General features: G+C 44.5%; 25 protein-coding genes. 17 read left to right on the forward strand and 8 right to left on the reverse strand.

The window, feature by feature from the left end; genetic code table 11:
* Positions 1 to 40: 40 nt before the first annotated feature.
* The gene (gene zipA / locus M9196_RS00675) at positions 41 to 1,057 is read right to left on the reverse strand and encodes a cell division protein ZipA (protein ID WP_250615608.1); all 1,017 of its coding nucleotides are present in this window, start codon (positions 1,055 to 1,057) and stop codon (positions 41 to 43) included.
* 185 nt (positions 1,058 to 1,242) lie between these two features.
* Between zipA and cysZ the strand changes: the two genes are divergently transcribed.
* Entirely contained in the window at positions 1,243 to 1,980 is a 738-nt protein-coding gene (gene cysZ / locus M9196_RS00680) for a sulfate transporter CysZ (RefSeq protein WP_250615609.1), read from the forward strand.
* A gap of 66 nt (positions 1,981 to 2,046) precedes the next feature.
* Here the strand turns inward: cysZ and M9196_RS00685 are convergent, their stop codons facing one another.
* Positions 2,047 to 2,517, reverse strand: coding sequence for a zinc ribbon-containing protein (locus M9196_RS00685; protein ID WP_250615610.1), 471 nt, complete (start codon positions 2,515 to 2,517; stop codon positions 2,047 to 2,049).
* A gap of 254 nt (positions 2,518 to 2,771) precedes the next feature.
* Between M9196_RS00685 and leuS the strand changes: the two genes are divergently transcribed.
* The 13 genes from leuS to M9196_RS00750 all read left to right on the forward strand — a co-directional run bounded on the left by leuS (position 2,772) and on the right by M9196_RS00750 (position 15,881).
* On the forward strand, positions 2,772 to 5,348 hold the full coding sequence (gene leuS, locus M9196_RS00690) for a leucine--tRNA ligase (protein ID WP_250615611.1): 2,577 nt from the start codon (positions 2,772 to 2,774) through the stop codon (positions 5,346 to 5,348).
* 147 nt (positions 5,349 to 5,495) lie between these two features.
* The gene (locus M9196_RS00695) at positions 5,496 to 6,068 is read left to right on the forward strand and encodes an LPS-assembly lipoprotein LptE (protein ID WP_250615612.1); all 573 of its coding nucleotides are present in this window, start codon (positions 5,496 to 5,498) and stop codon (positions 6,066 to 6,068) included.
* Between the two features lie 105 nt (positions 6,069 to 6,173).
* Entirely contained in the window at positions 6,174 to 7,193 is a 1,020-nt protein-coding gene (gene holA, locus M9196_RS00700; protein ID WP_250615613.1) for a DNA polymerase III subunit delta, read from the forward strand.
* Between the two features lie 75 nt (positions 7,194 to 7,268).
* On the forward strand, positions 7,269 to 7,586 hold the full coding sequence (gene rsfS / locus M9196_RS00705; protein WP_250615614.1) for a ribosome silencing factor: 318 nt from the start codon (positions 7,269 to 7,271) through the stop codon (positions 7,584 to 7,586).
* A gap of 4 nt (positions 7,587 to 7,590) precedes the next feature.
* A complete protein-coding gene (rlmH, locus tag M9196_RS00710; RefSeq protein WP_250615615.1) occupies positions 7,591 to 8,061 on the forward strand; it encodes a 23S rRNA (pseudouridine(1915)-N(3))-methyltransferase RlmH in 471 nt (156 codons plus the stop codon).
* A gap of 11 nt (positions 8,062 to 8,072) precedes the next feature.
* Positions 8,073 to 9,959 (forward strand): penicillin-binding protein 2, encoded by a 1,887-nt coding sequence (gene mrdA / locus M9196_RS00715; RefSeq protein WP_250615616.1) that lies wholly within the window; start codon positions 8,073 to 8,075, stop codon positions 9,957 to 9,959.
* Entirely contained in the window at positions 9,959 to 11,080 is a 1,122-nt protein-coding gene (rodA, locus tag M9196_RS00720; protein ID WP_250615617.1) for a rod shape-determining protein RodA, read from the forward strand. Before mrdA ends, rodA begins: the two co-directional genes overlap by 1 nt.
* Positions 11,081 to 11,875: a septal ring lytic transglycosylase RlpA family protein gene (locus M9196_RS00725; protein WP_250615618.1), complete on the forward strand. Its 795-nt coding sequence runs from the start codon at positions 11,081 to 11,083 to the stop codon at positions 11,873 to 11,875.
* Between the two features lie 103 nt (positions 11,876 to 11,978).
* Entirely contained in the window at positions 11,979 to 13,157 is a 1,179-nt protein-coding gene (locus M9196_RS00730) for a serine hydrolase (protein ID WP_250615619.1), read from the forward strand.
* 171 nt (positions 13,158 to 13,328) lie between these two features.
* Positions 13,329 to 13,607: a DUF493 family protein YbeD gene (gene ybeD / locus M9196_RS00735; protein WP_237483776.1), complete on the forward strand. Its 279-nt coding sequence runs from the start codon at positions 13,329 to 13,331 to the stop codon at positions 13,605 to 13,607.
* A 175-nt stretch (positions 13,608 to 13,782) separates the two neighbouring features.
* Positions 13,783 to 14,424: a lipoyl(octanoyl) transferase LipB gene (gene lipB, locus M9196_RS00740; RefSeq protein ID WP_250615620.1), complete on the forward strand. Its 642-nt coding sequence runs from the start codon at positions 13,783 to 13,785 to the stop codon at positions 14,422 to 14,424.
* A 4-nt stretch (positions 14,425 to 14,428) separates the two neighbouring features.
* Positions 14,429 to 15,394 carry a lipoyl synthase gene (gene lipA, locus M9196_RS00745; RefSeq protein ID WP_250615621.1) on the forward strand — a complete coding sequence of 322 codons (966 nt, stop codon included), beginning with the start codon at positions 14,429 to 14,431 and terminating at the stop codon, positions 15,392 to 15,394.
* A 157-nt stretch (positions 15,395 to 15,551) separates the two neighbouring features.
* Positions 15,552 to 15,881, forward strand: coding sequence for a hypothetical protein (locus M9196_RS00750; RefSeq protein WP_102468849.1), 330 nt, complete (start codon positions 15,552 to 15,554; stop codon positions 15,879 to 15,881).
* 95 nt (positions 15,882 to 15,976) lie between these two features.
* On the opposite strand, the gene glyA is transcribed toward M9196_RS00750, so the two are convergent.
* Positions 15,977 to 17,227 (reverse strand): serine hydroxymethyltransferase, encoded by a 1,251-nt coding sequence (gene glyA / locus M9196_RS00755; RefSeq protein WP_250615622.1) that lies wholly within the window; start codon positions 17,225 to 17,227, stop codon positions 15,977 to 15,979.
* A gap of 348 nt (positions 17,228 to 17,575) precedes the next feature.
* Here glyA and M9196_RS00760 point away from each other — a divergent pair, with 348 nt between their 5' ends.
* Positions 17,576 to 18,175, forward strand: coding sequence for a YitT family protein (locus tag M9196_RS00760; protein ID WP_250615623.1), 600 nt, complete (start codon positions 17,576 to 17,578; stop codon positions 18,173 to 18,175).
* 85 nt (positions 18,176 to 18,260) lie between these two features.
* On the opposite strand, the gene treC is transcribed toward M9196_RS00760, so the two are convergent.
* The 5 genes from treC to gmhB form a co-directional block, all read right to left on the reverse strand.
* Complete coding sequence (gene treC, locus M9196_RS00765) at positions 18,261 to 19,946, reverse strand: alpha,alpha-phosphotrehalase (RefSeq protein WP_250615624.1); 1,686 nt, start codon at positions 19,944 to 19,946, stop codon at positions 18,261 to 18,263.
* 60 nt (positions 19,947 to 20,006) lie between these two features.
* A complete protein-coding gene (gene treB / locus M9196_RS00770) occupies positions 20,007 to 21,431 on the reverse strand; it encodes a PTS trehalose transporter subunit IIBC (RefSeq protein WP_250615625.1) in 1,425 nt (474 codons plus the stop codon).
* A gap of 231 nt (positions 21,432 to 21,662) precedes the next feature.
* A complete protein-coding gene (gene treR, locus M9196_RS00775; protein ID WP_250615626.1) occupies positions 21,663 to 22,607 on the reverse strand; it encodes a trehalose operon repressor TreR in 945 nt (314 codons plus the stop codon).
* Positions 22,608 to 22,626: 19 nt separating this feature from the next.
* Positions 22,627 to 23,001, reverse strand: coding sequence for an MliC family protein (locus M9196_RS00780; protein ID WP_250615627.1), 375 nt, complete (start codon positions 22,999 to 23,001; stop codon positions 22,627 to 22,629).
* A 248-nt stretch (positions 23,002 to 23,249) separates the two neighbouring features.
* Positions 23,250 to 23,801 (reverse strand): D-glycero-beta-D-manno-heptose 1,7-bisphosphate 7-phosphatase, encoded by a 552-nt coding sequence (gene gmhB / locus M9196_RS00785; protein ID WP_250615628.1) that lies wholly within the window; start codon positions 23,799 to 23,801, stop codon positions 23,250 to 23,252.
* A 196-nt stretch (positions 23,802 to 23,997) separates the two neighbouring features.
* Between gmhB and metN the strand changes: the two genes are divergently transcribed.
* Complete coding sequence (metN, locus tag M9196_RS00790) at positions 23,998 to 25,032, forward strand: methionine ABC transporter ATP-binding protein MetN (RefSeq protein WP_250615629.1); 1,035 nt, start codon at positions 23,998 to 24,000, stop codon at positions 25,030 to 25,032.
* Positions 25,022 to 25,699, forward strand: a complete 678-nt coding sequence (locus M9196_RS00795; RefSeq protein WP_250615630.1) for a methionine ABC transporter permease — start codon at positions 25,022 to 25,024, stop codon at positions 25,697 to 25,699. The genes metN and M9196_RS00795 overlap by 11 nt, the downstream gene beginning before the upstream one ends.
* The last annotated feature ends 8 nt before the right edge of the window (positions 25,700 to 25,707 follow it).

Here is a 25,707-nt window from a genome sequence, read left to right on the forward strand (position 1 = left end):
CCTATTAGTAGGAGCCCATTTTTACTAATAAATGGTTATGTTACGCACCCGCTTTTACGCGGTTAAAATCCTGAATCTGTTTTTTATAGGCATCAATGCGAGTTGGAGTGAGTAAGTTACGTTGGTCATCCAAAACATTGCCACTAACATCGTCCGCTATCTGTTGCGCGGTTCTAAGCATGAGCTTGAAGTTTTGCTCTGCTTCGCCAAAACACGGCAACGTCATAAAGAATGAAATACCTTTCGTTGTAAACGTTTCTGGATCGTCATGTTGGAGTGTGCCTGGCTGCATCATGTTCGCAACACTAAAGAGAACTTTACCTGTCCCAGAGAGATCGGCATGGCGATGAAAGATATCCATATCGCCATAGATCAAACCATTCTGGCGCATGCTATCGAATAACTTACTGCCTACAAATGGCTCGCTCCCCGCACAGTGTACATTCATCACCAAGACTTGCATCTCTGGTTCTTCTGGCTCACTAATCTCTGGTTCTTTCGGTGTGTTTGACGCCGCTAACGTGCCCTGACTATTAGTGACAGGCTTATTTTCATTAACTTCAGAAAACGTGTGTGACGACACAACCTGATCGACAGGTTCCACTTTTTGCTCGTCCACATCGAGAGCATCAAAGTCAAAGGTGGGTTCCTTTAACTCTAGAGGTTCTAGTGGTTCCAAATCATCGATAGTTTCTTTTGCACTAAATGATGGTACGTCGTCAATTTCATAAGAGACAGTGGCTGAGTTAGCCTTTTCGAGATCTTTCTCATATTTAGTCGGCTCATCCGACACTGCGACATCATCAAGAGGATCAAATGCGGGTGCTTGTTGGTTCAACCCAAAATCAGGCTCGCTTTTAACCTTACGCACGATCTCAAAATCATCTTCTGGTGCCACATAATGATCATCGTCATCCGATTGTTCATCAATATTTCCCAAAGGTCGATCACCAAATTTTTTCTGGCCTTCTTTCTTGCTTGACCATAAGCCATGAAACAACAGCGCCGCTATGGCTAAGGCACCGACAATTATGAGTACGAATCGCAATTCCTGCATTGTTTGCTCTCAATGTTATAAAAATAGTCCTTATTGAAGTGCTTAAACACTTCCAACTGACCTACTCTACCAAAACTCTACCTATTATTAGAACACCTTAGTATAAGAAGTTTGTGATTTCCTCTGACCTTTTTTGCTATAGTCGCCCTAAAGCCCTGCTAAATCACTATAAAAGGAGCCTAACTTTGAACAAAGCCACTACCGGATTTGGTTATTTCCACCAAGGTTTTCAGCTTGCTTTCACGCCTGGCATTCGTCGCTACGTGATCATGCCTTTGCTCGCTAATATTTTATTGGTTGGCTCCGCTATGTATTACCTCTTTTCGAACTTAAACATTTGGATTGAGAGCTGGATGGGCGCGTTACCAGAATTCTTGTCATGGTTAAGTTATGTCTTATGGCCACTGCTTACGTTAACCATCTTGGCTACCTTTTCATATTTTTTCAGTACGCTGGCAAATTTTATTGCCGCGCCATTTAATGGCCTACTTGCTGAAAAAGTTGAAGAATCACTAACGCAACAAAAAGTGTCTGATGATGGCATACTCAGCGTTGTAAAGGATGTGCCACGAATTATGGCAAGAGAGTGGCGTAAATTGCTTTATGTAATGCCAAAAGCAGTCGGCCTTTTCCTACTGTTATTAATACCCGCTCTGGGGCAAACTATTGCGCCGTTTCTTTGGTTTATTTTTACCGCTTGGATGTTAGCTATCCAATATTGTGATTACCCATTTGATAATCATAAAGTCCCATTCAACGACATGCGCTTGTCGTTAAAACGAAAGCAGGGCAAAAGCTACAGCTTTGGTGCGATCGTTGCTTTGTTTACTTCAATCCCAATTTTAAACTTGTTTGTCATGCCTATAGCAGTTTGCGGTGCAACAGCAATGTGGGTACAAGAGTTTAAAGAGCAACATAAATAACCCGCGACTCCAACCATTCACTAGTCAGTCCCCTCACACAAAGAAGGGACTGATGAATTAACGAGATTAAGGCTTAAGCGGCTGCCTATTAAACGTTTTGTGACCGCACTTACTGCAGTTTGAAATGGTTGTCGGGTGGTTATATTCCGCTTTATGGCCACACTCTTCACAGACCAACACCCCGAAACCTACCATTTCTCCTGCGTGATACACGCCTTGATGTTCAAGATCCTGAAATAGCTCTAACCACTCAACTTTTGTTTTATCTGTTATGTCTAACAGACCTTGCCAAATAGAGTTGGCCACCATTAAATAAAATGGCCCACTTTTACTTTCTTCGTAGTTTTCAGCAAATTCTTTTAAGTCCGAATTGATATAGGCTGAGATCAACGCCATTTCGTCTTTTGTCATGTCATTAGCAGCTTCAATCACTGAACCTGACTTCTCGAGCACATGCTGCACTTCTTCAGGGCTGTGTTTGAGGTTCTCCACCACATCTTCAAACATCTCTTCATAGCTGGCTTTACGTTTAGGCATAGATCCCCCTATTCTGGACAAAATCACTGGAGCTGCCGCAAGGCAACAAACGGAATAATCTTATAAGCATAGCTTGCTATCTCATAAGACCTAACTGGTGATCCCGTTTATACGCGCCATCATCAACACTACAACTTCCAGTACTCAAGCTACATTGACTATTGTTGACGGCGCCTGCTTTAGGTATTCTATGATGATCTAGTAGTCTCTGTTTTAACAGAACTCACAAATTCCAAGATAACCGGAAATCATCGATGCAAGAACAATACAACCCGCAAGAGATTGAACGTAACGTTCAAGAGCACTGGGACAACAATAAAACCTTTGTTGTAAGTGAAGACGCAAATAAAGAAAAATTCTACTGCCTATCTATGTTCCCGTACCCAAGTGGTCGACTGCACATGGGTCATGTTCGTAACTATACCATCGGTGATGTGGTTTCACGCTTCCAACGCCTGCAAGGTAAAAATGTAATGCAACCAATTGGTTGGGATGCATTTGGTCTACCGGCAGAAAATGCAGCAGTAAAAAACAACACAGCTCCAGCACCGTGGACTTACGAAAACATTGAGTACATGAAAAACCAGCTTAAACTTCTAGGCTTTGGTTACGATTGGAGCCGTGAATTCGCAACATGTACGCCAGAGTACTACCGTTGGGAACAAGAGTTCTTCACTAAGCTTTACGAAAAAGGCCTGGTTTACAAGAAGACTTCTTCAGTGAACTGGTGTCCAAACGACCAAACGGTTCTTGCAAACGAGCAAGTAGAAGACGGTTGCTGCTGGCGTTGTGATACCCCAGTAGAGCAAAAGAAGATTCCACAGTGGTTTATTAAAATCACTGAGTACGCTCAAGAGCTACTCGACGATCTAGACAACCTTGAAGGTTGGCCTGAAATGGTTAAAACCATGCAGCGCAACTGGATCGGTCGCTCTGAAGGTGTTGAGCTATCTTTCGCTGTTAACGGCGAAGAAGCACCACTAGAAGTGTACACAACTCGTCCAGATACACTAATGGGTGTTTCTTACGTTGGTATCGCTGCAGGTCACCCTCTTGCAGAGAAAGCATCGAAGACCAACCCGGAGCTTGCTGCATTCGTTGAAGAGTGTCGTAACACGAAAGTTGCTGAAGCTGAACTCGCTACGATGGAAAAGAAAGGTATGGATACTGGCCTAACGGCTATCCACCCTCTTAACGGTCGTGTTGTTCCTGTATACGTAGCAAACTTCGTACTTATGGATTACGGCACAGGCGCGGTAATGGCGGTTCCAGCTCACGATCAACGTGACTACGAATTCGCAACTAAGTACGGCATCGATATCATCCCAGTAATCAAACCTGAAGATGGTTCTGAACTAGACGTTTCTGAAGCGGCTTACACTGAAAAAGGTGTCCTGTTCGACTCTGGTGAATTCGATGGTCTTGCGTTCCAAGAAGCATTCGATGCAATCGCTGCGAAGCTTGAAGCTGAAGGCAAAGGTAAGAAGACAGTAAACTTCCGTCTACGTGACTGGGGTGTATCTCGTCAGCGTTACTGGGGTGCTCCAATCCCAATGGTCACCACTGAAGACGGTGAAGTTCACCCAGTACCAGCAGATCAACTGCCAGTCATTCTTCCTGAAGATGTAGTAATGGATGGCGTAACAAGCCCAATCAAGGCTGACAAGTCTTGGGCTGAAACCACATTCAATGGCGAACCAGCTCTACGTGAAACAGACACGTTCGATACGTTCATGGAATCTTCTTGGTACTACGCTCGTTACTGTTCTCCACAAGCAGACGACATTCTAGATCCAGAGAAAGCAAACTACTGGCTGCCTGTTGACCAATACGTTGGTGGTATCGAGCACGCTTGTATGCACCTGCTTTACTCTCGTTTCTTCCATAAGCTTCTTCGTGATGCGGGTTACGTGACGTCTGACGAACCATTCAAGCAACTACTATGTCAAGGTATGGTTCTGGCTGACGCGTTCTATCACGAAAACGAAAAAGGCACCAAAGAGTGGATTGCACCGACTGACGTAACAGTTGAACGTGACGGTAAAGGTCGCATCGAAAAAGCAGTCGACGATCAAGGCCGCGAAGTTGAGCACTCAGGCATGATCAAAATGTCTAAGTCTAAGAACAACGGTATCGATCCACAAGAGATGGTAGACAAGTACGGCGCTGACACAGTACGTCTATTCATGATGTTTGCATCACCGGCAGACATGACGCTTGAGTGGCAAGAGTCTGGCGTTGAAGGTGCTAACCGCTTCCTTAAACGTGTTTGGAAATTGGTTCACGCACACTCTTCTAAAGGTGCCACAGAATCTGTTGATGCTTCTGCACTATCTGGCGACCAGAAAGCACTTCGTCGTGATATCCACAAGACTATCGCGAAAGTAACGGACGATATTGGCCGCCGCCAAACGTTCAACACGGCAATCGCTGCAATCATGGAACTGATGAACAAGCTGGCGAAAGCACCTCAAGAATCTGCACAAGACCGTGCCATCCTTGACGAAGCGCTAAAAGCGGTAGTACGCATGCTTTACCCAATGACTCCACACATCTCTTACGAAATGTGGATTGCACTTGGTGAATCAAACGTAGACTCAGCAACATGGCCAACTTTCGATGAGAAAGCGCTAGTTGAAGACGAGAAAACTATCGTTGTCATGATCAACGGTAAGCTACGTGCGAAACTCACCGTTGCTGCTGATGCAACAGAGGAGCAAGTTCGTGAACTAGGACTCAACGATGAAAATGCGAAAAAGTTCTTAGATGGACTCACCATTCGCAAGGTTATCTTTGTTCCTGGTAAGCTATTGAACATCGTAGCAAACTAAGTCGCGTCCTTGGTAATAAGGTCGCAGGTGTTATGCCTGCGACTTTCATCACTGATGATGATTCCATATCCTAAAGCCATCATTGTTTTATTTAAGCTTCCTGCTAGGGCGCTTACATAAACCATTGTCTAACGAGTAAGCGGTATTATGCGCCTGTTAAAACACAATCTACTAAAATTCTTTTCCGTGTTCCTGCTCACCTCGCTCCTTAGCGCTTGTGGATTCCAACTTCGTGGTGAGTACACGGTACCGGATGATATAAAAGAAATTTCGGTCACCAGTTTTGATCAATACAGTATAATTACACGCAAAATCAAAGAGCAACTTCGTCTTAGTAATATTGAATTGGTGACGCCTCGTATGGACGTAACCAACCTGCATATCACAGGCGAAAGGACAGAAGATCGTACGCTTTCGTTGTATCAAAATACCCGAGCTGCAGAAAAAGAAATCACTTACGAGGTTGAATACCGAGTCACCATTCCTAACCTAGGCTCTAAAGACTTTATTGCCACGATGACCCGAAGCTATCTTGATAACCCGTTATCGGCACTCGCAAAATCAGCCGAACGTAAGTTATTGGAAAATGAGATGCGTGAACTTGCCGCGCAACAAATGATGCGCCAAATGGCTCGCTTGAAAGCAGAAATTGAAGAATTCGAACTAGAACAAAAAGAAGCAGAAACGACAGCAGAGCCAGCAGCAACGCCTAACTCCTAGTGTATTTTCATTTAAGAGTTTACGTTCTACTGTGCGAATTTACGTTGTATTGCGAGAAGTCTGTGCTATTCGCAATAAAATTAAGCCTTAGTACAAGGAATTAATGTGAAAGTTTTTGCCGATCGTCTCAAAGAGTCGCTCACTCAACGCTGGTTTGCCTGCTACCTCTTATTTGGTAATGAACCATTATTTATTCAAGAAAGCCGAACTCACATCGTCGCGCGGGCTAAAGCATTAGGCTTTGAAGAACATCACAGATTCGTTGTCGATGCTTCCGTTGATTGGAATGAGGTGTTTGATTGCACTCAGTCAATGAGCCTATTTTCATCAAAACAAATTATTGAATTAGAGCTTCCTGAAGCTGGTGTTAATGCGGCGATTGCGAAACAATTAACAGAAATAGCTAGCCAACTTCATGATGACATTGTGTTAGTGATATCGGGTAACAAGTTAACTCGTGCTCAAGAATCTGCCGCTTGGTTTAAAGCACTAAATGGTTGCCATGTAAGCTGCACGACTCCGGACATCAAACGTTTGCCCCAATGGGTCACGCAACGATGCCGAGCGATCAATCTCACGCCCGATCACGAAGCCGTTCAGCTGCTATGTCAATGGCATGAAGGCAACCTATTTGCGCTATCTCAAAGCCTCGAAAAACTGACACTTTTATACCCTGATGGGCAATTAACACTCATTCGAGTTCAAGAAGCACTCAGCCGCCATAACCATTTTACCGTTTTTCATTGGGTTGATGCCATGCTGGAAGGTAAAGCGAAGCGAGCTCAAAGAATCTTAACTCAGCTTGAGTCAGAAGGCATTGAAGCCATTATTTTGCTAAGAACGGTTCAAAAAGAGTTGTTTCAACTGGTTAAAATGCAACAAGCACTTACTCAGCTTTCCATGGCGCAAGTATTTGATAAATTTCGCGTATGGCAAAATAAGAAACCCCTTTATAACGCCGCGCTAACCCGTTTACCACCAGCTAGACTCAAACAGTCTATTCAACTGTTGGCACAGATAGAAGTCCAAGCAAAAACACAGTATGACGTTAGTCCTTGGCCATTAATTCATCAGTTATCCATGAACTTGAGCGTTACTGACACACCAATGTCTTTACCTCACTAAAACCTGTTATAATCCAAAGATCAATAACCGCTACATGTTATTGCCTTGTTCTATTCCACAAAAGAGGAAAACCCCTTGCAACACGAAGAATTGAAACTATTTCTAGCTGATAAAGCGGATGACATGAAAGCCGTTGATATCGTTACCATTGATGTAATCGGTAAATCAAATGTCACTGACTTCATGATCGTGTGCACCGGTACATCGAAAAGACATGTTGTTTCTATTGCAGACCACGTCGCAACGGAAGTAAAGAAAATAGGTCTAGAACCACTTGGTGTCGACGGTGAAGAAGAAGGCGAATGGGTCGTTCTGGATATGGGCTCCACTATGCTACATGTCATGCAAGAACAGCACCGAGAGCTTTATCAATTAGAAAAACTCTGGGGCTAATCGCTTGAAACTACAACTCATCGCTGTCGGGACTAAAATGCCTAAATGGGTGGAAGAAGGCTTTCAAGAGTATCGCCGACGCTTCCCTCATGATATGCCTTTGGAGCTGATTGAGATACCGGCTGGAAAACGCGGTAAAAATGCCGATATTGCACGTATCTTACAAAAAGAAGGCGACGCTATGTTGGCGGCGGTTCCGAAAGGAAACAGAGTCGTCACCTTAGATATTCCGGGCAAGAAATGGGATACTCCTCAACTTGCCGAGCAACTTGAAAGTTGGAAGCTTGATGCCCGTGATGTCTCCATTTTGATCGGTGGTCCTGAGGGCTTAGCGCCAGCATGTAAAGCGGCTGCCGACCAAAGCTGGTCATTATCGGCATTAACACTGCCGCATCCATTGGTACGAATAGTGATGGCAGAGAGCTTATATCGAGCTTGGTCAATTACCACTAATCATCCTTACCATCGAGAGTAGTTTCACCTCCTATGAGACTTAAACGCAGCCAGATAAGAGACCATCAGGCGGAAGCGCGGCTATTTAAAAGTCGCGCTTTAGTATCGTTCATCTTCATTATTGTGATGGTGTTGCTTTTGGTCGCCAATCTATACAATATTCAGATCAATCAATATCAAGATTACAAAACTCGCTCAAACGACAACCGCATAAAAGTCGTACCAATTGCACCAAACCGTGGGCTAGTTTACGACCGAAATGGCGTACTACTGGCGGAAAATCGTCCGGTGTTCAACTTAGAAATCATACCCGAGAAAGTCAAAGATATGGATCAAACCATCTTAGACTTACGCGAGTTTCTTGATATTTCCGATGACAGAATTGAAGCCTTTCAACGAGAACGTAAGCGCACGCGGCGCTTTAAGTCTATTCCACTGTTGACCCAGCTCAATGAACAACAAGTGGCCATTTTTTCTGTCCATCAGCACAAATTCCCTGGCGTTGAAATTGCGGCAACCCTGAAGCGCTACTACCCATATGGTGACGTGCTGACACATGTCATTGGTTATGTGTCTCGTATCAATGACCGCGACATTCAACGTCTGGCTCGCGAAGAAAAGGTGGCTAATTATCAAGCGACTCGTGACATAGGTAAGCTTGGTATTGAACGCTATTATGAAGATTTATTGCATGGTACTGCAGGCTACCAAGAAGTTGAAGTTAATAGCCGTGGTCGAGTGCTACGCACGCTAAAATTTGTCCCCCCTATGCCGGGTAAAGATATCGTTTTAAACCTAGATATCAACCTACAGCTAAAAGTACACAATCTGCTTGATGGACGTCGTGGTTCCGCGATCGTACTCGATCCGACCGACAATGGTGTATTAGCAATGGTTTCGAGCCCGAGCTATGATCCGAATGCGTTTGTAAATGGAATATCAAGTAAAGCCTACCGAGCATTGCTTGATGACAAAAACCGACCATTGGTAAACCGGGCGACGTTGGGCATCTACCCTCCAGCCTCTACGATTAAGCCGTTTATCGCCGTCGCCGCTTTACAAGAAGGGGTGATAACGCCCACGACTACCCGAAACGATCCCGGTTACTGGCGCATACCAAATTCCAAAACTCGCCCTTACCGCGACTGGTTACGTTGGGGCCACGGCAAAGTCACCATTGTAAAAGCGATTGAAGAGTCGGTGGATACCTTCTTCTACCAAATCGCTTATGACATGGGGATTAATCGCCTGTCATCTTGGATGATGATGTTTGGCTTTGGCGATTACACAGGTATCGATATTCACGAGGAGAGTAAGGCAAATATGCCCACTCGTGAATGGAAAATGGCGAGACACCGTACTCCTTGGTACCAGGGCGACACTATCCCTGTTGGGATTGGGCAAGGCTACTGGACTGCAACACCAATGCAAATTGCAAAAGCAACATCGGTGCTTGTTAACCGTGGTGAAGTGCTATCTCCTCACCTACTGCGCGCCACGATCGAAAATGGTGATAACTTTGACCAACAAGTCTTAGCTGAAGTCGATAGCCGACAACCCATCACGGGTGTACAACAACGTTATTGGGATCTCGCTTTGGAAGGGATGCGACGAGTAAATCACGGCGTCAAAGGCACGGCTCGTCGTTCCTTTGCCAACATGCCCTATCAATCTGGTGGCAAGTCGGGCACCGCGCAGGTATTTAGCTTAGGTCAAGATGAAGAATATAATGCCGATGAGCTTGCTGAGCACCTAAAAGATCATGCTCTATTTACCGGGTTTGCGCCATTCGAAGACCCGAAAGCCGTCGTAACAGTGGTGTTAGAAAATGCCGGTGGCGGTTCCTCTAATGGTGCGCCAGTAGTGAGGCAAGTCTTTGATCTTGCACTGCTTGAAAACAAAGAAGGTGAAGAAGAATAATGAAATTCGATCCATCAACAGGACGAAATCGCTTCCTACTTGAACGCTTTCACATCGACCTGCCCTTATTGCTCGGTATCCTCGCACTAATGGGGTTTGGGTTAGTCGTGATGTACAGCGCAAGCGGGCAAAGCCTCGCGATGATGGATCGACAAGCAATGCGGATGGTATTGTCGTTGGTTGTTATGATTGGCTTAGCCCAACTGTCGCCTCGCACCTACGAAACCCTTGCGCCACTCATGTTCTTCACTGGCATCATCCTATTATTGGGCGTATTGTTTTTCGGCGAGTCTTCTAAAGGGGCACAGCGATGGTTAAACCTCGGCTTTGTGCGTTTTCAACCCTCCGAACTCCTTAAACTTGCAGTCCCACTTATGGTGGCAAGATATATAGGTAAACGCACACTCCCCATTAGCTTTCAAACGCTCATCATTTCCCTAGTAATGGTGATGGTACCAACTATCCTTATTGCCAAGCAGCCTGATCTTGGTACTTCAATCCTTATTGCTGCATCGGGGATTTTTGTTATTTTCTTAGCGGGAATAAGCTGGAAAATCATCACTGGCGCGGCTATAGCTGTCGGGGCATTTATTCCCGTTCTTTGGTTCTTCCTAATGCGGGAGTACCAAAAAGTAAGGGTTCGAACACTCTTTGATCCAGAGTCTGACCCACTTGGCGCAGGTTACCACATCATACAAAGCAAAATCGCTATTGGCTCTGGGGGGTTAGGCGGCAAAGGCTGGCTGCACGGTACGCAATCACAACTAGAATTTTTACCAGAACGTCATACTGACTTTATCTTTGCAGTCATCGCTGAAGAATGGGGTATGATCGGCATATTACTGCTTCTGTCATTGTATTTATTCATCATCGGTCGCGGGCTCTACCTAGCAAGCTCTGCGCAAACAGCGTTTGGCCGCATGATGGCGGGCAGTATTGTTCTAAGCTTTTTTGTTTACGTTTTCGTAAATATTGGTATGGTAAGCGGTATATTACCTGTTGTTGGTGTTCCTCTACCGCTTATTAGTTATGGTGGTACTTCCATGGTGACCTTAATGGCTGGCTTTGGCATATTGATGTCCATCCATACTCACCGAAAAGCGTTTTCAAAGGCGACATAAATGACTCTTTTTTCTACCTCATCTCAATCTCGATGGTTGCTTACTTGCTTGAGTATCATCGTCATTGCGGGCTGTTCTTCATCCGACAGTCGCTACGATATTGATAATGATGTGGCTCCAACCGCCCCTATTTCGGTTGATCATATTGAAGGTGCTCAGCCAAAATATGAGCCTTATAGCATGGGCGGTAATAAAGACTATAAATTGCGCGGTCAGCGATATAGCATCGTCAAAGACGCTCAAGGCTTTACTGAAAAAGGCCAAGCATCATGGTATGGCAAAAAATTCCATGGACATTTGACTTCAAATGGTGAAGTGTATGACATGTACTCTATGTCAGCCGCGCACAAAACGCTGCCAATACCCAGCTATGTGAAAGTCACAAACACCGATAATGGCAAAGAAACGATTGTACGCGTTAACGACCGCGGTCCGTTTCATGAGGGTCGAATTATCGACCTCAGCTATGCTGCGGCTAAAAAACTCGATGTGATAAAAACGGGAACAGCCAATGTCCAAATTGAAGTGATAACCGTTGATAAACCAACCGGAAAGCATCAACTAGATAAGCACCCGAAATATGGCATTCAAGTGGTGGCATCACCACACAAAGACAGAATCACAAAATTGTCTAACGAATTAAGTAATACCTTATCGGTTGAGACGTTCTTATCTCCGGTAAAGAATAATTATCGCTTAATGCTTGGTCCTTTTAGCGACTATAAAGATACTCATGAGACGTTAGAGCAAGTACAAAAGCTTGGTTATACCTCAGCTTTTGTCAAAAAACTTTAAACATCATTGACATAAATCACCGTTGTTACTTAGTGTATAAGCTCTTTAGTGCGCAGCGACCAATCTGTTACTATACGGATAACTCACAAATACTGTGTTCAACATGAATAAAAACAAGTCTTCTATGAAATTCATTACATCTATTGCTCTTGCAGCAACATTAACGGCTAGTTATGCCGTAGCTACGCCTGTCGTGATGCCTAACGCGCCGCAAATTGCCGCGAAAGGCTTCGTTCTTATGGACTATAACTCAGGTAAAGTCCTAGCTGAAAAAGAGATGAATACCCAGCTTCATCCTGCCAGCCTAACCAAAATGATGACCAGCTACGTTATTGGTCAAGAGCTAAAAAGCGGAAAAATTGCGCCATCTGATGAAGTCACCATCAGCAAGAACGCTTGGGCAAAAAACTTCCCAGATTCGTCTAAAATGTTCATCGAAGTGGGGACAAAAGTCACCGTTGAAGAGCTAAACAAAGGCATCATTATTCAATCTGGTAACGATGCTTGTGTTGCAATGGCTGAACACATCGCGGGCTCAGAAGATGCATTCGTTGATTTGATGAATGCTTGGGCTAGCTCAATTGGTATGAACGATACGCATTTTGCTAACGTTCATGGCCTAGATAACCCTAACCTATACTCAACGCCATATGACATGGCGCTTCTAGGTCGTGCGCTAATCAAAGACGTACCCGATGAATATCGCGTTTACTCTGAGAAGAAGTTCACATACAACGGCATCACACAATACAACCGTAATGGTCTATTGTGGGATAAGAGCATGAACGTTGATGGTATTAAAACTGGTCATACGAGTAAAGCTGGTTACAGCTTAGTCAGCTCCGCAACAGAAGGTAAAATGCGCCTTGTTGCTGTGGTGATGGGGACAAAAAGTGCCAATGCCCGTAAATCTGAAAGCAAAAAGCTACTTAGCTATGGCTTCCGATTTTTCGAAACGGTGAACCCTCATACCGCGAATGAAACCTTCGTTGAAGAAAAAGTATGGATGGGCGATAAGGATACGGTTGCTCTGGGTGTAGCAGAAGACACATTCGTTACGCTCCCTCGCGGACAGGCTAAAAACCTAAAAGCAAGTTTCGTGCTTGAAAAACAACTTGAAGCACCCATATCTAAGGGCGATGTTGTTGGTAAGCTATACTATCAGCTAGATGGTGAAGATGTTGCTGAGTACCCATTGCTTGCTCTTGAAAACGTGCAAGAAGGCAGCTTATTTAGCCGCTTATGGGACTATATCGTTTTACTGGTTAAGAGCTTCTTCTAGCCACAAAGTAAAATGACGATAGAAAACAAAGCCGCTGAATGCGGCTTTGTTGCTTTTTGTTTCACGCATCATCAACTTGCTTATGTGCAACGAACTCGCCTTGAGTTTCGTCGCCTTTGACATTACTATTCGCACCGTTACAACAAATTTGATTTTTTTGGAGTCGCCATTATGTTAACCATCAATTCAGATGCAAAACTCAAAGACCTATTAGAGTTCCCTTGCTCGTTTACATATAAAGTGATGGGTTACGCTAAGCCTGAACTTCCTGAAAAAGTGTTGGAAGTGATCCAGCGTCATGCACCTGGAGACTATAGCCCAACCATTAAGCCTAGCGCTAAGGGCAACTACCACGCCGTTTCAATTAACATCACTGCGACGTCTATTGAACAGGTAGAAACACTGTATAAAGAACTTGGCGAAATCGATATCGTCCGCATGGTTCTGTAAAAATTTGAATCATTCAATTTTTTTTGAAAGCAGCTTAGGCTGCTTTCTTTTTATTTTTCAAAAAGTTAACAAAAATACGTATTAGACTGGTTAAATTTTCGCTATTTAGCTGTAGTTCAAGTCAACGAACAGGTTTATAATGCGAACACTTTATTAAGTGACGACGAGGGTACGAGTGACGAATCAGCTAGTAGTAAGGCAGCTAGGGCGCAAAGACTACGAACCAGTCTGGAAAGCAATGCATGCTTTCACCGACAATCGAAACGAAGACACTCGTGACGAAATTTGGTTGGTAGAGCACAATCCAGTCTTCACTCAAGGACAAGCCGGTAAAGAAGAACACTTGCTCAACACGGGTGACATCCCAGTGGTAAAGAGCGACCGTGGCGGACAAGTTACCTATCATGGCCCGGGCCAACTGGTTGCTTATTTTCTTATCAACCTTCGTCGAAAAAAATTAGGTGTCAGAGATCTCGTCACTCACATAGAGAATCTCGTCATCAAAACACTAAACACCTATAATATTGAAGCGGCGGCAAGACCGGATGCACCAGGTGTTTACGTTGATGGAAAGAAGATCTGCTCTTTAGGGCTTCGCATCCGTAAAGGCTGTTCGTTTCATGGATTAGCCTTAAACGTCGATATGGATCTCTCTCCTTTCTTAAGAATTAATCCTTGCGGCTATGCCGGTATGGAAATGGTCCAAATTAGCCAACTTGGCGGTCCTGATAGCGTTGCCAGCGTCGAAGAACAACTGGTCAACGAATTAATACAATTACTTGATTACGAGCAAGTAGAATTCAGCGAAGAAGCATAAGACGATGAGCAAACCTATACAAATGGAAAAAGGCGTCAAATATCGCGACGCAGACAAAATGGCACTGATTCCGGTAAAAAACATGCCGGAGGAGCAAAGAGAGGTCCTACGCAAGCCTGAATGGATGAAGATCAAGCTGCCTTCTGACAGCCAAAGAATTCAAGACATTAAAAAGGCGATGCGTAAAAACAATCTTCATTCAGTCTGTGAAGAAGCATCTTGTCCAAACCTTGCCGAATGTTTTAACCATGGCACTGCTACCTTTATGATCCTTGGTGCTATTTGTACTCGCCGCTGCCCATTTTGTGATGTTGCTCATGGTCGCCCCAATGCACCTGAATCTAACGAGCCGCAAAAGCTGGCGCAAACCATCAAAGACATGAAGCTTAAATATGTGGTCGTGACTTCCGTTGACCGTGATGATTTACGTGACGGTGGCGCAGAGCACTTTGCTAACTGTACTCGTGAAATCCGAACGCTAAACCCTGAAATTCGCATCGAGACTTTAGTGCCCGATTTCCGTGGTCGTATGGATGTTGCCTTGGAAGCATTAAAAGACAACCCACCTGATGTTTTCAACCACAACCTAGAAACCGCCCCTCGCCTTTACCGTAAAGCGCGACCTGGTGCGAACTATAAGTGGTCGCTACAGCTGTTAGAAAAGTTTAAAGCCATGCACCCAGACGTCCCAACAAAGTCTGGGGTAATGATGGGGCTAGGCGAAACAAAAGAAGAGATAGTTCAAGTACTTAAAGACTTGCGCGCCCATGGCGTCACCATGCTGACGCTCGGTCAATATCTCGCACCAAGCCGCCACCACTTACCGGTTGAGCGTTATGTACCACCATCAGAATTTGATGAGCTTAAAGAGATTGCGCTAGAGCTTGGTTTTACCCATGCGGCCTGTGGTCCTTTTGTACGTTCTTCTTACCATGCGGATCTGCAAGCGAAAGGTGTAGAAATCAAGTAACCGCTGTAAAACGTACCTCAAATAAAAAAACACGGATGTGCATTGCACTATCCGTGTTTTTTTTAAGAAAAATGACCATCATGACAATCTCGTACTCGCATTTTCCCCATTTTTAGGTACGCTTAAAGAAAAACATCAGCCATTCAAGGATGTACGCATGAAACTGCTTAAAATAGGTTTACCCATCATTGCAGCAACACTCATCGCAGGTTGTGCTCAGAATTCACAGCAAGACAATTACTTAGAAGCTTCATTCGAATTATGTAATACCGAAGTTAATCTTTATTCCGTCAGTGACGACGGTCGCGTTCGAGTCGTATGTAAAGATGGAGCGAAGTTCTCAATGAACAGTGAGAAGACACTGGAAATTATGCGTGATATCAACATCGATTACTGTAACGGAGAAGGCTTAGGGCAATTTAACGAAAGCCGAAAATACTACTCTTTCAAGTGTAAATCCGGCACGCTACTGAATATAAACAAGTAATTTCAGTCGACTCGCTAAACGTCACGCACAAAAAAACGAGCTAATAAGCTCGTTTTTTTATCAGTGCCTGTTAAAGCAGCACTATATTCGTTTACTTATGCGTAAACTGGCAGACGCTTACAAATGTCTAGAACCTTCGCTTTTGTTGCAGCAACTACGGCTTCATCACCAAGGTTATCAAGGACATCAGACATCCAGTTAGCGAGTTCTTTCGCATCAGCTTCAGAGAAACCACGACGAGTAATCGCTGGTGTACCAATACGGATGCCAGACGTTACAAACGGGCTACGTGGATCATTCGGTACTGAGTTTTTGTTAACAGTAATGTTAGCAGAACCCAAAGCTGCATCCGCTTCTTTACCTGTGATGTCTTTATCAATCAGGTCAACAAGGAACAAGTGGTTCTCTGTTGAATTAGATACAATCTTGTAACCACGCTCTTGGAATTGTGCAACCATCGCTTTAGCATTATCAACAACACGTTGTTGGTATGCTTTAAATTCTGGCTCCATCGCTTCTTTAAATGCAACCGCTTTACCCGCGATAACATGCATCAGAGGACCACCTTGACCGCCTGGGAAAACGGCTGAGTTCAGCTTTTTGTACATGTCTTCGCCAGCATTTGAAAGAATCAAACCACCACGTGGACCTGCAAGCGTTTTATGCGTCGTTGTCGTAACAACATGTGCATGCGGTACTGGTGTTGGGTAAACACCTGCTGCGATAAGACCCGCTACGTGAGCCATATCAACAAAGAAGTACGCGCCAACTTTGTCTGCGATTTCACGCATACGTGCCCAATCAACAATTTGAGAGTAAGCAGAGAAACCACCGATGATCATTTTCGGTTTGTGCTCAACAGCCAACTGCTCCATTTCGTCATAGTTGATTTGGCCAGCTTCATCAATACCGTAAGGAATAACGTTGTAGTGTTTGCCCGAAAAGTTTACTGGAGAACCGTGCGTCAAGTGACCACCGTGCGCTAGGCTCATGCCTAAAACAGTATCTCCTGGGTTCAAAAGCGCCATATAAACAGCACTGTTCGCTTGAGAGCCAGAGTGTGGCTGAACGTTTGCATACTCACAACCAAAAAGCTCACAAGCACGATTAATAGCCAGTGTTTCGGCTTTATCGACATACTCACAACCGCCATAGTAACGCTTACCTGGGTAGCCTTCTGCGTATTTATTGGTTAACTGAGTACCTTGCGCTTCCATCACGCGAGGGCTGGTGTAGTTTTCCGAAGCAATAAGCTCAATGTGCTCTTCTTGGCGAAGAGTTTCTTCTTGAATGGCTGCAAATAGTTCCGCATCGTAATCAGCGATGTTCATATCACGCTTTAGCATCTGTATCTCCTGACTCAGATTGTACTGAAAGTTTCAAAAAAACCACACAATGACCAAAAGCAAACGTTTTCGTCACCACATTTGATGAATCGCATGATACATAATTTGATCTAGGTCATAAAGGAAAAAATGGATCTTTTTCATGCAGTTTTTTCATAGTGAACGTTAGATTGCATCATGTACGGCAAGAAAATAACCCCATCGGCAACCTAAAGTGTCAATAAATCCTTTTACAGTGTGTAAAAATTGAATTACATAGGTTTACCGTAAATTTCATCTCCTAGCTATCGAAAAGATCATCTTTTTAATACTATTGCCGCGAATTACTATAGGAAGATTTTTAACTTGATGGAAAAACACTCACGCAAAGAAGACTGGATAGCCATTTTGACTGGCACTTTCATAGTGGCCCAGGGCATATTCTTCCTACAATCGGCTCAATTGCTGACTGGCGGGACCACTGGTCTTGCATTATTGCTTAGTCAATTTCTGCCGGTTTCATTTGGTATACTCTATTTTGCCGCCAATACGCCATTCTACTTACTAGCTTGGCGACGTTTTGGTAAACGCTTTGCTATAAGCAGTGCCATTTCCGGTGCGCTCGTGTCCATTTTTGCCGATAACATGCATTATGTTGTCTCTGTCGAGCATGTGAATACCATCTACTGTGCTATCGCTGGCGGATTACTCATGGGGCTGGGCATGTTGATTTTATTTCGCCATCGTTCCAGCCTTGGGGGCTTTAATGTCCTTTGCCTATTTATCCAAGAACGTTTTGGCATATCGGTTGGCAAAACTCAACTTGCCATCGACTGTACTATTTTGTTGGCTTCTTGCTTCTTCGTAGCGCCACCGATTATTTTGGTCTCTATTGTCGGCGCTGTGGTACTCAACATCGTCTTAGCGATGAATCACAAACCGACTCGGTATGTGGTTACTTACGGATAGCAACAAAAACGCCCCTCTATCTGAAGGGGCGTTTTTCACCGAATGGCGTTTAACAAACGTCGCTACCATGGCGCACTTTTCATCGCTATTTTGCCAATAAAATCGCCATTGTTTGATATGGTTTTAAGGTTATTTTACCGCCAAGCACTATCTCCGCGTCTGAGTGCGGGTAATTCCCCACGACTACCTTGCCGCTCTGAGAAATATATTGTTCCGGCAACGTGACGCTTGTCTCTTGTGCATAATAATTGTTCAAACAAAGTAAATGACTGTCTTGGTTCTCTCTCACATAACCATGAACTTGTGCATGCGTTGGATACAAATCAACATAACCACCATCAGTAATAACCTTGAGCTGTTTGCGCAGCGCAATCAAATCCTTATAGAAATAAAAGATTGACTGCTTATCTGCGATAGCAGCTGCGGCGTTAATCTGTGGGTAATTGCTAGCGACACCAATCCAAGGTTCACCCGCGGTAAAGCCAGCTTGAGCACTCTCATCCCATTGCATTGGCGTACGCGAATTATCCCGTGATTTCTGCTGCAAGATGGACATAATTTCATCGTGACTGTATTGACCCGCTTGCTCCATTACTCGATACATAGTGAGCGTTTCCACATCTCTATACTCGGACAACTCGTGAAAACCTGGGTTAGTCATGCCGATTTCTTCCCCTTGATAAACATACGGGGTCCCCTGCATCAAATGAATAGAGGCCGCAAGCATTTTTGCTGACTCATTTCGATAACGGGCATCATCACCAAGACGACTGACTACTCGCGGTTGGTCATGGTTACACCAAAATAACGCCCCCCACCCACAACCATTGAGCCCGGTTTGCCAATGATTAAAGATACGCTTTAACTCGATAAAATCGAATGGGGCAAGGCTCCATTTCTCTCCATTAGGATAATCAACCTTAAGGTGATGAAAGTTAAACACCATTGACAACTCTTTGCCATCTTGCGCACTGTACTGCTGGCAATGTTCAAGCGTCGTCGAAGACATTTCACCCACCGTCACCGAGCCATATTTTTGGAATACTGCTTCACTAATTTCTTGCAGATACTCGTGTACTCGTGGGCCATCAGTATAAAAGCGTCGTCCATCCCCCTCATCATCATCTAAAAAGGTTTGCTGCTTAGAGATAAGATTAATGACATCGAGACGAAAGCCATCCACGCCTTTTTTCGCCCAGAACTCAATAACCTGTTTTACTTCTTCTCGTACGGCTGGATTTTCCCAGTTAAGATCGGCTTGTTCTTGTGCAAACAAATGCAAAAAGTACTCATTGGTTTTTTCATCAAGCTTCCATGCAGGGCCACCGAATTTAGACTGCCAGTTATTGGGTAGCGAACCATCTTGTTTTGGCTTCCAAATATAGTAGTCCCGATACGAGCTATTTTTGTCCCCAAGGGCAGATTGAAACCATTGATGCTCGGTAGAAGTATGGTTAACCACTATATCCATAACTAAACGAATACCACGTTGATGCGCTTGCGCCAGCAGTTCATCAAAATCGGCCATGCTACCGAAATCGGGGTTGATCGCGTAATAGTCGGAAATATCATAGCCATTATCAATCATTGGTGACGCATAAATCGGCGTAAGCCAGATGGCATCGACCCCCAAATTCTGCAAATAATCGAGTTTAGAAGTGATCCCCTTAATATCACCAATACCTTGACTACCACTATCACAAAAACTCTTCGGATAAATTTGATAGATTGTGGCGGTTTTCCACCATTGTTGCTGAGCCTGTAAACCCATCACCGTCTCACTTACACTTTAAAAAGGAAAAATAGGCTCGCAGATACGAGCCTTGAAATGTTATGCATTCGCGAGTTCAAGCTCGCCTTTAGACTGGGCTCTCTTGTACATAAATAACGTGAGCATGATAGGAATCACAATAGCCACCAGCATAGCCACGAGATAAATAGTCCAATATTGAGGCTGAATGGATAAAATACCCGGTAAACCACCCACACCGATCCCGTTTGCCATCACACCAGCGCTACCACAAATTGCGGCGGCAGCTGCACTGCCAATCATGGCGCTAAGCATTGGGAATTTGTATTTCAAATTGATGCCATACATAGCGGGTTCCGTTACCCCTAGATAAGCCGATATCGCTGCCGGAACGGAGATATCTCGCTCACCTTCTCGTTTACTAATAATGATGATGCCCACAACAGCCGATGCTTGAGCGATATTTGACAACGCAATCAATGGCCAGATTGGTGTGCCACCTAACTCTTGCATCAACTGAAGGTCAACCGCATTGGTGGTATGGTGAATCCCTGTAATGACCAAAGGAGCATAGAAAAAGCCAAAGACTATCGCGCCAAGCACCGCAAAATCTCCCGTCATGGCCGCTTGAGCCGCAAAGGCTACGCCATCCCCCAGTACTCGACCAAAAGGACCGATAAGTGCGTGAGCAAGAATCACTGACAAGATAATAGAGACAAAAGGCACTACGACTAAATAGAGGTAACTCGGTACGATACGCTTTAAATGTGTCTCAATGAACGCGAGCGCCACGCCTGCTAACATCGCTGGGATTACTTGTGCTTGATACCCCACTTTCTCGATAACAAACAGCCCAAAATCCCATACTTCCGGCACTTCTTTACCAATAAGGTACGCGTTCATGAGTTGTGGTGAAACCAAGGTTACCCCTAAGGTAATCCCCAAAATCGGCGTGCCACCTAATTTTTTAACGGTAGACCAACAAACACCAACGGGTAAGAAGAAGAATATGGCTTCACCAATTAGCCATAAGAAGGAGTGTACCGTTGCCCAAAATTGGCTAATTTCCGTTAATGTTTGACCATCAAACATTCGAATGTCGCCAATGACATTACGAAAACCGAGAATTAAACCACCGGTGATAATCGCAGGTAAAAGCGGAACAAAAATCTCAGCAAGATGAGAGATACCGCGCTCTACAATGTTCATGTTGCTTCGTGCTGCAACTTTTGCTTCATCTTTTGAAGACTCACTTTTACCCGTCATAGCAATAAGGAGTTTGTACACCTCATCCACTTCTGTGCCTATGACGACCTGGAATTGACCAGCATTAGTGAAGCAACCTTTCACTAATTTAAGCGCTTCTAATGCACGCTTATCGGCTTTGTCCGTATCGTTTAATACAAAACGAAGACGAGTAAGACAGTGACTGACACTGGCAATATTCTCTTGCCCCCCTACACCGTCAATGATGGCAGCAACATCTTGTTTGGCTATATGGCTCATCGTATGCAGACCTTTTCTGATAATTGAGATGAATCTCCGCTCACCTCTAATGAATTATAGTATGTTCTTTCCTCTAATTGGGAACATTCCCAAACAAAGTAACGTCAGTGTGCCACCAGAAAGCCCCCTGCAAAATGGGAACATTCCCATTAATTGAACACGATCACAATATTTGGTTAAATTTACCGCGTTTTTTATCTCGAGGAGATCAATGCAAGAAAGAAACGGACGTCAAACGGCTTCTTGAGTGAGGTGCTGAATTGACTTTCCCTGCTCTAGCTGACTAATCAATAGGAGCGCGGCTTTACTACCGGCTTGCTGGTAACCAGGATCAATACTGTAAACTTTGGGGAAAAGAAATGAGAGGAGCTCATTGCCACCAATGCCTGTTACCACAATGTCTTCACGACCGAGTTCTTGCAAGCGCTTTACCGCACCAAGCGCTAGCGTGTCACTGGCGCAAACCACTGCCTGCAGTTGATCACTAATAATCTTATCCACTAAATGATATGCACTGTCATGATGGAGAGCACCCGTCTGAAAGCAAAGTGCAATTCCCTGCTCTTCACACCACTCCTGATAAGCGGTTAAACGAGCTAAGCCCGTGGTTTTATCTGTTGGATCGACACCAATAAAGGCTAAATTTGTTAAACCGTCTGTCGACAACTTACTTAGTACTGATCGAATAAGCCCTTGGTTGTCATAATTGATCGACGAAATTTTATCGGTGTCCATCGCGATCACAACGGCTTTCGATTGCCAACGGCTTACCTCGTCCACATCCAAAGACGTAAACCCAAAAACAATCACCCCATCCACATTACGCTTGCGTAACACTGTTAGGTGCTCATTGGTTTTTTCAGGATCGAACTGGCTTTCCATGATCACAACATCGTAACCGGCCGCATACAGGACGTTGAGCATGCCACTCACCGCTTTGTTTTCAGAAGGGGAGTCTAATCGGGAGATAATGACACCAATCACCTTTGGGTTGCCACCACTGCGCATTGACTGTGCAGATTTAGACGGCACATAGCCATGCTCAGCAATAATAGCCTCGACTTTTAGCCTTGTATCGGGCTTCACTTTAGGGTCATTAGTTAGCACCCTAGAAACCGTCGATTTTCCAACACCAGAGAGTTTAGCAATGTCCAAAATAGTGAGTTTCTTGCTCATATTACCTTCAATCTTGACGTTATTTCGCCATGCAATTTTTATACGTTTGACTTGATATAGTCAGCATTGCTTGCTTGCCTTTGGTAAACAGCGCCACTTCTGCATCACTTTCTAACTGACCCTCTAGAGTATATTTCACTCCAGACGCTGAAGGTACACGATGTAGGTGATGTTCCGTGCCATCAATAAGCACCAATACTTGTTCATCATCTAAAGGCGTTACGACAAACTCCGCTGAATCGCACTGATACAAAATAGGCTCCAGCAGGTGATTAATGTGACTCTGATGGTTTGGATGGTTACCTTGCAGAGCGTCATCAGTTTGTTGGCTACAACCCGAAACCGCAATGAGTAAGCTCCCTACTAACCAATATTGCCATTTATACACGTTCATTTCTCTGCACTCCTTTGCGTTGTCGCACCCCTACTTTGGCAAGTAACCGGTTCGGTGGTATCTAAGCATTATCGACTAAAACAGCCGCAGATAAAGCCATAATAACTAAAGCTATAAGACGTAAGACCTAAGATGTAAGACCTAAGATGTAAAATACTATCGCTCTAAACACCTATCGACCTAAACACCTATCCTCGACAATAACACTGGCACAAAGCGTACCGTCACACACTTAGTAACACCGTTATCTATTTTGCAAGATAAGCGGGAACATCGCGAATACTATCGAGGACCACTGACGCAAGGCTTTCACCACGTTCAGTCACCGGTTTACCTGTTCTAACCAAAATTTTGGTTGTCACGCCTGCCGCTTCTGCCGCCATTAAATCCTCAGCTTTATCGCCTACCATGACAGAGTTTGCCATATCGATATCAAGAAAATCGCGCGCTGAAATAAACATGCCCGGTTTAGGCTTACGACATTCACAGTCTTGCTTATATTCGCCAATACCATGCTCGGGATGATGAGGACAATAATAAATCCCATCCAACTCCACCCCATTGTCGCTAAAATTCCAGTCCATCCACTGTGTCAATGACATGAAGCGGTCTTCAGAAAACATACCGCGTGCAACGCCGGACTGGTTAGTGACTACCACCAGCATATAACCAAGCTGTTTTAATTTTTTGGCCGCTTCAAATACACCATCTATGTACTCGAAATCATGCTCATCACTGACATAACCATGATCAACGTTTATCACGCCATCACGGTCCAAAAATACGGCGGGTTTGGCCACAGGTCACTCTCTTCTTATAAAGGTGTAATAGACTGAATTATTGCACGCTTTGATCGCTTCATCACTATGAAAATGACGTTTAGACGTCTAGACGTAAAAATATCCATTGACACAAATAAGCAAAACCCATAGCATCTTCTAGTAATTGGGATGTAGTTCAAACTTTTATGCTACTTATAGAGTTCAGGTTGATTAGATGATCGAAATTAATCAGGTAAATAAAGTGTTTTATCAAGGCACTAAAGCCATTAATGCACTTGCTGATATAGACCTTCATATTCCAGAAGGTACAATCTTTGGCGTGATCGGCGCATCTGGCGCGGGGAAAAGTACCCTTATTCGCTGCGTCAATATGCTTGAAGCACCGACGTCTGGCGCGGTGATTGTTGATGGTGTTGATCTTACTCAGCTCTCTAAATCAGAGCTCAGCCAAGCTCGCCGTAATATTGGCATGATCTTCCAACACTTCAACTTGCTCTCATCTCGCACTGTTTTTGGAAATGTTGCTCTGCCTCTTGAGCTGGCTGGTAAAAGCCAAGCGGCTATTGAAGCGAAAGTATCTGAATTACTGGTATTGGTTGGCCTTGGGGATAAACGTGATACCTACCCTGCCAATTTAAGTGGCGGACAAAAGCAACGTGTTGCTATCGCCCGCGCGCTCGCATCCGACCCTAAAGTACTGTTATGCGACGAAGCCACCAGCGCATTAGATCCAGCAACAACACAGTCTATTTTAGAACTACTAAAAACCATTAATCGTAAGCTCAAAATCACCATACTATTGATTACTCATGAAATGGATGTCGTGAAAAGTATTTGTCATCAAGTGGCCATTATCGGTGATGGTCGATTAGTGGAAAAAGGCTCAGTTGGCGATATCTTTGCCCATCCCAAAACTGACCTTGCACATCAATTTATTCGCTCAACATTGGATTTGTCGATTCCCGACGACTACCAACGTAGACTGCAAACTAGCCGAGTTGACGGCAGCTACCCATTGGTTCGCCTTGAGTTCACGGGCGCAACAGTTGATGCTCCACTTATTTCGCAGATCGCCCGCAAATACAATATCGACATCAGTATTCTTAGCTCCGATCTCGATTACGCCGGTGGCGTAAAATTCGGCATGATGGTTGCTGAATTCTTTGGCACTGAACTTGATGATAACGCGGCAATAGAATACTTGCGCGACCACAATGTAAAAGTAGAGGTACTCGGTTATGTCCTTTAATTCTGTTTCAGATTGGCTGTCCCTCAATGGTGAACTGCTACTAGGCGCAACATGGGAAACCCTTTACATGGTGGCGGTTGCTGGCGTCGTTGGTTTTGCAGTGGGTATTCCTCTTGGTGTTATTTTACACACCAGTAAAAAAGGCGGATTACTTGAAAATACTCGCCTCAATAATATTCTAGGTGCGATCGTTAACATGGGCCGTTCGGTGCCTTTCCTCGTCCTTATGGTCGCGATCATCCCGCTTACCAAACTGCTTATCGGCACATTCATTGGTACTACCGCAGCGATCGTGCCACTAACAATTGGTGCGATTCCCTTTGTCGCTCGCCTTATTGAGGGGGCGCTGTTAGAAGTCCCTAGTGGCTTGGTTGAAGCCGCCCAGTCGATGGGTGCCACACCATATCAAATCATTTCAAAGGTATTGCTTCCAGAAGCGTTACCCACCATCGTGAATTCAGTTACGATCACACTGGTGACGTTAGTAAGCTACTCTGCTATGGCAGGTACCGTGGGTGGCGGTGGATTAGGTGATGTTGCTATTCGTTACGGCTTCCATCGATATGATGTCGTCATCATGGCCGTCACTGTCGTCATGCTTATTGTATTAGTTCAAATTATTCAATCGATTGGCGATCACATTGTTCGTCGTGTTGATCACAGATAAAGCAACAT

It is taken from the genome of Vibrio methylphosphonaticus (assembly GCF_023634655.1).
Classification (GTDB): Bacteria; Pseudomonadota; Gammaproteobacteria; order Enterobacterales; family Vibrionaceae; genus Vibrio; species Vibrio methylphosphonaticus.

What these genes read in the sequence shown, in the direction of transcription:
- M9196_RS00750 (WP_102468849.1), top strand. Translation starts at nt 15,552, where the DNA reads ATGAAACTGCTTAAAATAGGTTTACCCATCATTGCAGCAACACTCATC.
- leuS (WP_250615611.1), top strand. Translation starts at nt 2,772, where the DNA reads ATGCAAGAACAATACAACCCGCAAGAGATTGAACGTAACGTTCAAGAG.
- M9196_RS00730 (WP_250615619.1), top strand. Translation starts at nt 11,979, where the DNA reads ATGAATAAAAACAAGTCTTCTATGAAATTCATTACATCTATTGCTCTT.
- M9196_RS00695 (WP_250615612.1), top strand. Translation starts at nt 5,496, where the DNA reads ATGCGCCTGTTAAAACACAATCTACTAAAATTCTTTTCCGTGTTCCTG.
- zipA (WP_250615608.1), bottom strand. Translation starts at nt 1,057, where the DNA reads ATGCAGGAATTGCGATTCGTACTCATAATTGTCGGTGCCTTAGCCATA.
- treC (WP_250615624.1), bottom strand. Translation starts at nt 19,946, where the DNA reads ATGGGTTTACAGGCTCAGCAACAATGGTGGAAAACCGCCACAATCTAT.
- lipA (WP_250615621.1), top strand. Translation starts at nt 14,429, where the DNA reads ATGAGCAAACCTATACAAATGGAAAAAGGCGTCAAATATCGCGACGCA.
- rodA (WP_250615617.1), top strand. Translation starts at nt 9,959, where the DNA reads ATGAAATTCGATCCATCAACAGGACGAAATCGCTTCCTACTTGAACGC.
- metN (WP_250615629.1), top strand. Translation starts at nt 23,998, where the DNA reads ATGATCGAAATTAATCAGGTAAATAAAGTGTTTTATCAAGGCACTAAA.
- treB (WP_250615625.1), bottom strand. Translation starts at nt 21,431, where the DNA reads ATGAGCCATATAGCCAAACAAGATGTTGCTGCCATCATTGACGGTGTA.
- mrdA (WP_250615616.1), top strand. Translation starts at nt 8,073, where the DNA reads ATGAGACTTAAACGCAGCCAGATAAGAGACCATCAGGCGGAAGCGCGG.
- M9196_RS00795 (WP_250615630.1), top strand. Translation starts at nt 25,022, where the DNA reads ATGTCCTTTAATTCTGTTTCAGATTGGCTGTCCCTCAATGGTGAACTG.
- M9196_RS00685 (WP_250615610.1), bottom strand. Translation starts at nt 2,517, where the DNA reads ATGCCTAAACGTAAAGCCAGCTATGAAGAGATGTTTGAAGATGTGGTG.
- glyA (WP_250615622.1), bottom strand. Translation starts at nt 17,227, where the DNA reads ATGCTAAAGCGTGATATGAACATCGCTGATTACGATGCGGAACTATTT.
- M9196_RS00725 (WP_250615618.1), top strand. Translation starts at nt 11,081, where the DNA reads ATGACTCTTTTTTCTACCTCATCTCAATCTCGATGGTTGCTTACTTGC.
- M9196_RS00780 (WP_250615627.1), bottom strand. Translation starts at nt 23,001, where the DNA reads ATGAACGTGTATAAATGGCAATATTGGTTAGTAGGGAGCTTACTCATT.
- M9196_RS00760 (WP_250615623.1), top strand. Translation starts at nt 17,576, where the DNA reads ATGGAAAAACACTCACGCAAAGAAGACTGGATAGCCATTTTGACTGGC.
- treR (WP_250615626.1), bottom strand. Translation starts at nt 22,607, where the DNA reads ATGAGCAAGAAACTCACTATTTTGGACATTGCTAAACTCTCTGGTGTT.
- ybeD (WP_237483776.1), top strand. Translation starts at nt 13,329, where the DNA reads ATGTTAACCATCAATTCAGATGCAAAACTCAAAGACCTATTAGAGTTC.